This is a genomic window from Sinisalibacter aestuarii (assembly GCF_027923545.1).
GTDB classification, from domain to species: Bacteria; Pseudomonadota; Alphaproteobacteria; order Rhodobacterales; family Rhodobacteraceae; genus Sinisalibacter; species Sinisalibacter aestuarii.
The window spans coordinates 110,190-119,727 of record NZ_BROH01000014.1; the positions used below are offsets into that span (position 1 = coordinate 110,190).

The following is a 9,538-nucleotide window of genomic DNA, read 5'->3' on the forward strand; positions in this document are numbered from 1 at the left end:
CCGCATGGGAAGTTCGAAGCGGTGGTTTAGAAGGGCGCTGTTGGTCCTGCAGGAATGGTGGGACGGCGCCTATTCCGGTGATGCGTCCCGGGCTCAATACATGAGGTCTAAGGCATGAGTTACTCCGCGATCCTATTGCTCGCCTTCGTCATCGGCATGGGGCACGCGCTTGAGACCGATCACTTGACCGCCGTATCCAACATGCTGGCTCAGAAGGGCAGCCGCCGAGCGCTGATTGCCCGTGGGGCATTCTGGGGGCTGGGACATACACTCGCGTTATTCGGTTTCTGCGCTGCTGTAGTGCTGCTGGGCCTTACAATTTCGGGCCAAATGCAAGCAGGACTTGAATTTGCGGTTGGCGTGATGATCGTGGCGCTCGGCACGCAGACACTTTGGCGGTTGCACCGAGACCGCGTACACATCCACATGCACGAACATGACGGCTCCCAGCACATGCACGCCCATTCGCACAAGGGAGAGACGCTGCCTCACGGCGAGGTGTGGCACAACCACAGCCACCACAGGACCAACGCCAAGGCCCTTGGTATCGGGCTGGTTCACGGCGCCGCAGGCTCAGGAGCGCTCTTGGTGCTAGCAATCAGCGCGACACAGAACATTAGCCAAGCTTTGGCGTATTTCGCCGTGTTTGGACTGGGTTCGATGGCCGGAATGGCGGCGTTGTCCACGGTGGTCAGCTTTCCGTTGCTGCTAGCTCAGCGCGGGGCGAATTGGCTTCGAATTGGGACCTCTGGAGCAATCGGGATAGCAGCGCTATGGATCGGCGCAACCATCATCGTTGAGAACGGAACAGCGCTTAATATCTTCGGAGGCTGAAAGCGTACTCGTCAACGCCTCACGGCCTGCACGCTTGATTCGGTCGAACAGCAGAAGGTGCGGAAAGTCCCGCATTGTGTGAGTTCATGCACAGTGCGGCGAAAGGCTGCTTTCTCCTTTCTACTCTCGCAAACGTTTTGCCCGTTCCGCCATTCTGACCACCTGCGCGCTTGTCGTTGCCGCGGCGCTCCGCACAGCGGCAGGCGTCTGCACCGCGCCTCGTCCGATTACTTCGCTTGTCGTGAGCGCACCGATCCGCGCCCGGCCCTTCACGCCGTCGGTATTGAAGATCCCCCGCATGATCCCGGTCGATCCAGCGACCACAGCGGGCGCTGCGGCTACCATCAGGTTCCCAGAGATCCCCCGCACAATCAGGGGCGTTGCAGCGACGAAGCCCTTGGCTAGGAACACCATGACGAAGAACGGCACGAGCGATCCGATGTTGGTTGCCGAGTTTGGATCACCGAGCTGCGCGAGAAGCGAATTCGCCATGCCGACGACGGTCGAAAACATTGCTGCGATGACGATGGGGTAGAAGGCATAGCTGACCGTCGTCGAGACCCACCTATGGAAGAAATCCTTGGTCGCGTCGAAGAGCGACAGAGCGATCATGATCGGAGCAAGGCCGAGCATGAGGGTCAGCATCATCTTGGCGAATATGAGGACGATGCCGGTCATGAAGCCAAGGAGGCTCAAAAGAATAAGCCCGATGCCGCCTAGGATCGCGCCCGTCATCCAGTTCAAATTGCTGCCGATGGCATTCAGGTACTGGCTGAATTTTTCGATCAGGATGTCGAATTCGCCGGCAAAGTGTGTGGCTCCGGCTCCTCCGCCGCCAACCGAAGACACTAGTGCGCCAGCGACGTAGTCCAAGCCTCCAATGACGGCGTTCGCTACTGCATTGAAGTTTGCCCAGTTGAAGGCGAAGAGCCCTATCAGCATCAGCTTGATCAGGTACCAGAAGAAGCTGGCCCCATCCATGCTGCGGAACTGGAATGCCATGTTGATGCAGACGCCGATTAGCGAAAGCGTGACCATCAGCAGGACGATCGTGCCGGTATTGCTTGCCACGGCCCCGAACTGGGACTCAGCCGCATCGACAAGGAACGCGTCTGCCGTTCCGACCATCCAGCTGACGACGCCCATTACCAGTTGCCTTGAGCTTCGCAGATTGTACGCACGCTCGGCTCGAGTTGCTTCCTTACTTCAATCCAGTCGCGGCGAAACGCTGAATGCTCGGCTTGGCTAAGGCCTGCATACCTTTCATGATACTCGCCATCGGAGCTACCCCAAGCGGGAAAGCGGGTTTCACAGCCGCAGTCGCCAGATTCAGCGATCTCCTCCCAGGCCCGAATTTCGTACAATTCCATCAAAGCTGCTGCCTTGTAGGCTTCCCGCGGATTGATTTCGTCCATCCAGGTCGGGCGCGCCGGACGATCGTTGCAGATCCGGTATTGTTGAGGCGACATATCGACCGTGAGATCGTTTGAGATCGGAGGCGAAGTCTGTGCCACAAGTGGGCCCGCAAGGGCGGCAAGCATGACTGCGAGGATTGGTTTTCGCATCTGGGGGGTTCCTTTTTTACTCAGCGGCAACGGAGGGGCTCTTGTTGCCTCTGCCGTCGACCGTGTCGAGGTTCAAATCAGTGGTTTGGCCCGGGAGAAAGAACTCGGTGATTCCGCGCGCGCCTTCATGGCGGCCTGCCTGAATGATCACGTCGATTGAGCCCTCGATATAATCGAGCATGTCGGCATAGGTCATCGGCACATCGGTTTTCAGGGCGGCGATGGCGAGGCGGCGAACAGCAAGTTGTGGGGTCTCGGCATGCAGCGTGGTCAGCGATCCACCGTGGCCGGTGTTGATTGCCTCGAGAAACGTCATCGCCTCGCGACCGCGGACTTCGCCTAGGACAATCCGGTCGGGTCGCATGCGAAGCGTTGAGGCCAAGAGCACATCGGCACTGCGGGCATCCGTGTCCCGGTCCGCGATCAACGTCACGGCATTGGGCTGCTCGGGGCGCAGCTCGGCCGCCTCCTCGATGGTGATGATCCGCTCTTCGGGCGGGATCAGCGAAAGGATCTTGCGCGCCGCCACCGTCTTGCCGGTAGATGTACCGCCCGAGACGATCATGTTGAGCTTGTTCTCGACGCAAAACCGCAGCGCAGCGTCGATGTCGCCGGACCTCACCACATCACGAAGCGCGGCGTTCCGTTCCCGGCGCAGACCCTCAAGGCTGCGTTCCTTGCCGAAAAGGAATCCGAGTTTGACCTTCTCAAGCGGCAGGGAGGAGAAGAACCTAAGAGAAATCGAGAAACCGCCCTCGACTGCCGGCGGCTGGATCACCTGCGCGCGGATCGGGCGATCACGATATAGGATCGAGACCGAGACGATAGGCTTCTTGGTGCTGAGCGTGGTCGAGGCGGCGGAGGCGATCTGGTTGCCGAGGTCCTTGATCTCGGTCTGGCTCAGCGGGCTGCCGAGACCTCGCATGAAGTGGTCGCCCTGGAATTCGCCCCAGACTTGTCCGTCGGGATTGATACAGATCTCGATCGTGTCGTCGCGCAGGACCTCGGGGCCGAAACGGTCGAGCGACGCTTCCAGATAACTTGCAGCCATGTCAGAAAATCTCGAGGTCACGATCAACCATGACCGTGATCCGTGTACCCTGGTCGACATGTATCACTGGCCGGATCGCCAGATAGTCCTGCATCACGCTTTGCGTGCTATCGCGCAGGTCGGTGCCGACATCACTCGCAACATCGGCCGCCGCCTCGCTGTCGATTTGACCCGCTGCAGCCGCAGGCAGAGCGCCGATCAAGGAGATCAGCGCGGCGGAGCCGAAGCGTTGCGCGAAACGGGTGTCGACAAACCCGGTGGTGCCAGTACGGCCGAGTTCGTCTCCACCGAAGGCGCTGATCTGCACAGTCTGATTGTCGGGCAAGATGATCCGGTCCCATGCCACCATGACGCGCGATTGGGCGAGTGCGACATCGGAGCGGTAGCGCCCGATCAGCCGCGCGCCGCGCGGGATCAGGATACGGGTTCCATCGAACGAATGGACGTCTTCCGAGACGATGGCGCGGATCGCGCCGGGCAGTGTGCTGTCGAGAGCCGTCTCTGTGACAGCCTGAATCATGGTGCCCTGAACAACCGTGTTCGATGGGTTCGCGATCACTTCGGCACGTGTCACCTGCGCAGGTTGTGCGCCCGAACGAACAAAGGCTTCATCTGCATTCAAACGTGCGGCTTCCAGCGTGTTCTCCCTATCCGCACCCGCGCCCATCCCGGAGAATGCGATCATAGGAGACGCGATACGCTCTGCGCGGGCCTCAGCTTCAGCAGCGCGCCGCCTTTCGAGTTCGGCCAGCCGCAATTCTTCTTCACTTGGTCCCAATGAGGTCGGCTCTGGTGGTGCAAGCCGTGCAAGTTCCAAGTCCATGCGGAGCTGATCCAATTCGCGGTCCCGCTCGGTCAGCTGCCGCTCGAGGGCACGCTGAGCCTCGGCGGATGCTTCCTGTAAGGTGGCAATTTGCGCCGTCAGGTCCGCAATAGCCTGCTCCGCCCCGCTATCCGCGGCCTCGGCCGGTCTTGCGCGCAGGTCCTCGAGTTCCGCTCTCAATGTCGCAAGACTTTCCATCAGCGCGAGTTCAGACTCGCTCGGACCTGTGTCCGCAGGCGGGGCTTGGCTGGGCTCCGGGGTAGAAATCGGCGCCAGATCTCCGAATCCGGGGCCGCTGCTCTGGAACTCCTCCGGCGCGGCGGTCGCCATTGGTGCTTCTGCCGACGGCTGTAGGGCAGCCCACGCCAGACCACCTGCTGCGGCGATGCCGACGACTCCAAGGATCGCGGCAAGCGGTGCAGGCCGCTTGTTTGCCTTCGCTTTGCCTGTCGAACCTTCGAGAGCCGCGAGGCGCGCGGCGAGGTCTTCCGTACCTTCGGTCATGATGTGGCCTGTCCTGCGTCCTGGACGCAAATCACCTCTTCGCCAAGGCGAAGGACCCATTGCCGGTTGACGCCGGACACGCGGATGACGCCGTCACTCAAGGCTTGGCTGTTCACCGCGCGTTCCCTGCCGTTCGAATATCGGAAGATGGCGGGCACCGGCGCGTTCCGTGCAAACCGGAAATACGTGAAGGTACCATCATCCCAGATGGCCGTCGGCGTGAACTCTTCTCGGGCGCTGACCGCATAGTTCGCGTTCGGCGCATCGGCCGCAACCGCCCTGGTGGGTTGCACGCGGTTTTCAGGATAGCGGAACTGCACGACATAATGCGGCGTCTCCCGGGCTTCGACGACATGGAAGTAGTAGGAGCGGCGGTTGGTGTAGACGGTGATGTTGGTGGCGACGCCAGATGCTGTCGGCTTGATGGCGAAGGCACGGCCACCCGGGACACCGTCGAATTGAAACCCGACCGTATCGCCGGCGATGATCGAGCGGATGGTTTCACCCTCACCGAATTCGACTGTGGTGACGCGGGTCAGAGTCGTGACGACACGGTAAACCTGGCCTTCAGTCCAGGTCGCGACGCGCACGCGATTGTCATGAGAACCTGGACGGGGCGTAGTTTCGGCCAAAGCAGTCGTTCCCGCGAACGCGAGAATACTGGCGGCCAGCAGCGCAGAGATTGGAGTGCGAGTCATTCGGAACGGTCCGATCGGATGGCATATTGGGTAACGGTGAAACCGAAAGGGTTTTGCCAAACATCGTCGATCGCTCGGGTCCGCTCGGGCCGGAATTCGAACATCAACGTGGCAGTGAACGATCCATCCTGTACCCCCTGAGGGCTGGTCAGGCGCTTTCTGAGCCGCACCTGGGCGCGGTTATCGCCAATAAGGGTGATCGATGCGATCTCAACGGCCATCTCGGCCGCAGCCCCGTAACGCGTCGGCGGATAGCTGTCCTGCCCCGATGTCCACATCGCGCGCATGCTGGCCTCGGCCGATCCGGAAGACTGTGCCAGGACACGGCGGACACGAAGATCGTTGTCGAGCTGGTTGTAGGTTTCGCGGTCGAAAATGTAGCGGTAGATTTGCGCTTCGATCACGGCAGGCCGTTCGGCGAGCGACACGGTTTCAACCGTGGCATTGGGGAGCGCCATCCCGGTCGCGGGATCGTAGGGCACAACCACGGGAGGCGGCGTCTCGACCATCAGCGCGACAGCCGCAGCCGTCAAACAGCCGAATACGCCAAAGCCTGCCCCGGAAATGCCGATCATCCGCCAAAGCTGTTCCCGGCGCAGGGCACCGTAGACAAGTTCCTCTTCCACGAGCTCGCGCGCAGTCATCACCCCTGCCCCACTCATGGCTCAAGATCCGGCAAGGTGAAGTCCATGTAGCGGCGTTCTTCGGCAACCGTGGCGGCGTCGACCACGCCTGCATTGCCTGCGCCTAGGGTTTGGATCGCTTCCAGCTCCCACATCCGGGTCATGGCGATGGCGAGTTCCGCCGTGACGCGTGTGTTATGATCCATCGAGGCTTTGAGATCCTCCATGTCGGGGATCATCTCGACCAGACGTTCCACCCGTTCGAGAGACTGTTCCGCCTCTGCGTGGCTGTTCTGCGCCGCCGCCGACATCACAGCACCTGTGGTGGCCCGCGTGGCCACGCCTTCGGCGCCCGGATTGCCGCTGGTGGCGATCTCGCGGAGTGAATCCTCGTCGAACCCGGCGCTTGCCAGCGCCTGTTCCATCTGCGTGCGCATGGGCCCGGCATTGGGCCCGATGAGCGCGCTCCAATCGCCCGCCTGGATGCCTCGGATCAGGCCGGGGATGTCTTCGAAGTTGGCCTCAAGCAAGGTATCGAGGTCCCCGCCCATGGCAAGTCCGAGGATGCTGCGCGGCCCGGTGAGCGAGGCATACATCTCGTTCAGCTGATCGAGTTGGCTTTGCAGCATGTCCAGTTGCTCCAACGCATTGTCCAGAAGATCGGTCTGGATCCCGAAATCCTGCAGCATCTGCTGAAGCTGGCGGATTTCCTGGGCAATGTTCTGAGTGTCCACCGTGGGCACACCCTGTGCCGCGACAGGTCCGGTAACATTGAGGGCAAGCGCGAGAGCGATGCTACCGGCGAAAAGGGAACGGGGCAGGCGCAGGTTCAACGCAAATCCTCCTGACTAAAATCCATGTATTGCCGCTCGGCAGCTTGCGCTGCCGCCAAGGCGATCTGCTCGGCGCTGAGTGGCTCGGTTCGGGCGGCCTTGATCCGGGTCCGGATTGCGACCAGCCGGGCCAGTTCGGCCCGGGCATAGGTGTTGAGCGCGATGGCCTCGTGGAGATCCTCGGTCTCACCAATGCGGGTGATGATGTCCTGAACCCGCAGGGCGGCGGCACGGACCGAGACCAGCGAATAGTCGCCATAGACCCCTGCGCCGTGGGCCGAGAGGCTGAAACTCGCGTTGGCGAGGAGCACAGGATCGATGGTGCCGAGCGCATCGATGCCGCCCACGGCCGCGAGGTAGCTGTTGTACTGCTGCGGGATCACCACGACATAGTGCTGGGTTTCCGCGAAAGGCGGCACACCGCCATAATCCTGCACATTGCCAGGACCGGCGTTATAGGCGGCGAGCGCATGGATAATGTTGCCATCGAACATGTTCAGCATTTGTGCGAGGTATCGCGCACCGCCGGTGACCTGCAGATAGGGATCGTCGTAATAGGCCGGGTAGATCCCGAGATCGCCCGCGGTACCGGGCATGATCTGGGTAAGTCCGAAGGCCCCTACGGGTGAGCGTGCCCCGATCTGGAAGCGGCTCTCCTGCCAAATCAGCGCCTGCAAGAGACAGCGCCATTGCACGAGCGAAAGACCTGCGCGGCCGACCCCGGACAGACTATGGGTGTCGCGTGCTGCGCGGATGATCAGCTCCTCGATCCCCTCCCTGGCATCGCCGAACATCCGCGCTGCCGCTGGATTGGTGTCCTCGGGCGCATAAAGACTGGCGGCCGCGCTTTCGACGTCGTCTACCGCCCCCTGCCCCGCCTCGAGCCCCGCCACGGTTCCGGCCACGTCTCCAGCGCCAAGCGACATGGCATCCATCAGCCCTTCGAGGGAGGCGAGTTGCTGGCGCTCGATTTCGGCCAGTTCCTCCTCGCGGCTTAGCCGGACCTGCTGCAGTGCCAGGTCCCGATCGGTCTGCTCAAGGATGGCCTGCCGCTCTGCGAAGAGGCGCAGATCGAAGGTCGGCACGCCTTGGGCGACCGCTGGCCCTGCCGTGGGACCTGCCAGTGCAAAGCCGATCATCGAGAGAGGTAGCCAGGTCCGCATTGGCTCAGCCGCCCGCCCCCAAGAGGACGAAATCGCAAGGACTGTCGCGGCGCGTGACCTCCGCCCCCATGGTCGAGATCGTGGCGGTGGCGGTTCCTGCCTGCGCAGGAGCCTCGCGAAAATTGAAGCAGTTGGCTTGCGGGGGGTTATGCTGCGCACAGGCTGTCAGGGTCAGGCCGAGCCCGAGCAGCACTACGCTGCGAATGATGGTACGGGTCATGTCACTCTCCAGAAATCAGGACGTTCGCGATAATCGGCGCCGACAAGCGCTTCGCCCTTCTCCATTCCGCCAAGGATGGTCACGAGCGGGCCGAGCGCGCTGAGATCGGCATCGATCACGACGGAACCACGGTCGTCGCGTACAAGCGCGAGCCGCGAGGCCGAGCCGACGCCCAGAAGCACGTCGAGCTCTTTCTCGGTCAGGCCGAGCATCGCGTAGTCAGCGGCGGAAGCACGAATGTTGGGCAAGAGCACCTGCGTCGGCACCGCTTCCACGATGGTCTTGCCGGTGCGCGTGCGCTCGAGCTGGCTGGCATATTGCGTCATCATCACGACGACGGCGTTCTGCTTGCGGGCGGTCACCAGCCAGTTGCTGAGGCGCTCCGCAAAGTAGGCGTTGTCGAGGGCTTTCCATGCCTCGTCGATGACGATGATGGTGGGCTTGCGGTCCTCGATCACCCGCTCGACCCGGCGGAAGAGGTAGGACAGGACCGCCATGCGTTCCCGCTCGCTCTCGGAATCGAGGATGCCGGTGAGGTCAAAGCCCGCGACGTCTCCATCGATGCTGAAACTGTCCTCGGCATTGGCCCCGAAGATCCAGCCGTAGCGACCCTCGGCCGTCCATTCCTGCATACGCTCGAAGAGATCGCCCTCGTCATCGGTCGAGACCAGCAGCGAGGCGAAATCCGACCAGTTTCGTAGGCCCGCATGTCCTGCGCTCGCGTTCTGGCGCACGACTTCCTGCAATCGGTTGGTCTGAACCGGGGTTAGCGGTCGATCGCGCCGCTCCAAGAGGCTCGCGAGCCAATCAGCAAGCCATGCCTGGCCCCGCATGTCGATCTCGGTCTGGAGCGGATTGAGGCCCGTGGGGCGCCCCGCCCGCACGGTCGAATAGCTGCCGCCGAGCGCGCGGACGGCCATCTCCATGCCCGCGCGATAGTCGAATACGAAGACCCGCGCACCTGCCCGCCGTGCCATGGTCATCAGGAAAGCCGCCAGGACGGATTTGCCGGAGCCGGGACGGCCGAGGATCAGCGTGTGGCCTCCCGTGGGCTCGCGATCCGGCGCGCCCTGTTCGTGGAAGTTGAAGCGAAAACCACTGCGCTCGGGTGTCGGAAAGAGCGTGATCGGCACGCCCCAGGGGACTTCCCGACCTGTCTTTCCGAGCGGGGTGCGGTGAAAGGTGGCGAGATCGGTGAAGTTGTGGTTCGTGATTGCGGCCTTG

The 9,538-nt window shown here is 62.2% G+C and carries 11 protein-coding genes; 1 reads left to right on the forward strand and 10 read right to left on the reverse strand.

Annotated features, from left to right (window positions below):
- Positions 1-114 precede the first annotated feature (114 nt).
- Positions 115-834: a HoxN/HupN/NixA family nickel/cobalt transporter gene (locus QMG28_RS18395; protein WP_009574170.1), complete on the forward strand. Its 720-nt coding sequence runs from the start codon at positions 115-117 to the stop codon at positions 832-834.
- 120 nt (positions 835-954) lie between these two features.
- Here QMG28_RS18395 and QMG28_RS18400 read toward each other — a convergent pair whose 3' ends face one another.
- From QMG28_RS18400 to QMG28_RS18445, 10 genes are all read right to left on the reverse strand, one after another.
- A complete protein-coding gene (locus QMG28_RS18400; RefSeq protein ID WP_009574169.1) occupies positions 955-1,980 on the reverse strand; it encodes a TrbL/VirB6 family protein in 1,026 nt (341 codons plus the stop codon).
- Positions 1,980-2,399 (reverse strand): hypothetical protein, encoded by a 420-nt coding sequence (locus QMG28_RS18405; protein WP_009574168.1) that lies wholly within the window; start codon positions 2,397-2,399, stop codon positions 1,980-1,982. Before QMG28_RS18405 ends, QMG28_RS18400 begins: the two co-directional genes overlap by 1 nt.
- A 16-nt stretch (positions 2,400-2,415) precedes the next feature.
- On the reverse strand, positions 2,416-3,450 hold the full coding sequence (locus QMG28_RS18410) for an ATPase, T2SS/T4P/T4SS family (RefSeq protein WP_043872329.1): 1,035 nt from the start codon (positions 3,448-3,450) through the stop codon (positions 2,416-2,418).
- A 1-nt stretch (position 3,451) separates the two neighbouring features.
- On the reverse strand, positions 3,452-4,777 hold the full coding sequence (locus tag QMG28_RS18415; RefSeq protein WP_043872330.1) for a TraB/TrbI/VirB10 family type IV secretion system protein: 1,326 nt from the start codon (positions 4,775-4,777) through the stop codon (positions 3,452-3,454).
- A complete protein-coding gene (locus QMG28_RS18420; RefSeq protein WP_009574160.1) occupies positions 4,774-5,475 on the reverse strand; it encodes a TrbG/VirB9 family P-type conjugative transfer protein in 702 nt (233 codons plus the stop codon). The genes QMG28_RS18415 and QMG28_RS18420 overlap by 4 nt, the downstream gene beginning before the upstream one ends.
- The gene (locus tag QMG28_RS18425; RefSeq protein ID WP_043872331.1) at positions 5,472-6,119 is read right to left on the reverse strand and encodes a VirB8 family type IV secretion system protein; all 648 of its coding nucleotides are present in this window, start codon (positions 6,117-6,119) and stop codon (positions 5,472-5,474) included. Before QMG28_RS18425 ends, QMG28_RS18420 begins: the two co-directional genes overlap by 4 nt.
- Positions 6,120-6,133: 14 nt before the next feature.
- Positions 6,134-6,931: a type IV secretion system protein gene (locus QMG28_RS18430; RefSeq protein WP_028095516.1), complete on the reverse strand. Its 798-nt coding sequence runs from the start codon at positions 6,929-6,931 to the stop codon at positions 6,134-6,136.
- Positions 6,928-8,094, reverse strand: coding sequence for a lytic transglycosylase domain-containing protein (locus tag QMG28_RS18435; RefSeq protein WP_043872332.1), 1,167 nt, complete (start codon positions 8,092-8,094; stop codon positions 6,928-6,930). The genes QMG28_RS18430 and QMG28_RS18435 overlap by 4 nt, the downstream gene beginning before the upstream one ends.
- 4 nt (positions 8,095-8,098) lie before the next feature.
- Positions 8,099-8,314, reverse strand: a complete 216-nt coding sequence (locus QMG28_RS18440) for a hypothetical protein (protein ID WP_043872333.1) — start codon at positions 8,312-8,314, stop codon at positions 8,099-8,101.
- A partial coding sequence (locus QMG28_RS18445) for a VirB4 family type IV secretion system protein (RefSeq protein ID WP_281843710.1) occupies positions 8,311-9,538 on the reverse strand: 1,228 nt, incomplete at its 5' end. The genes QMG28_RS18440 and QMG28_RS18445, both read right to left, overlap by 4 nt.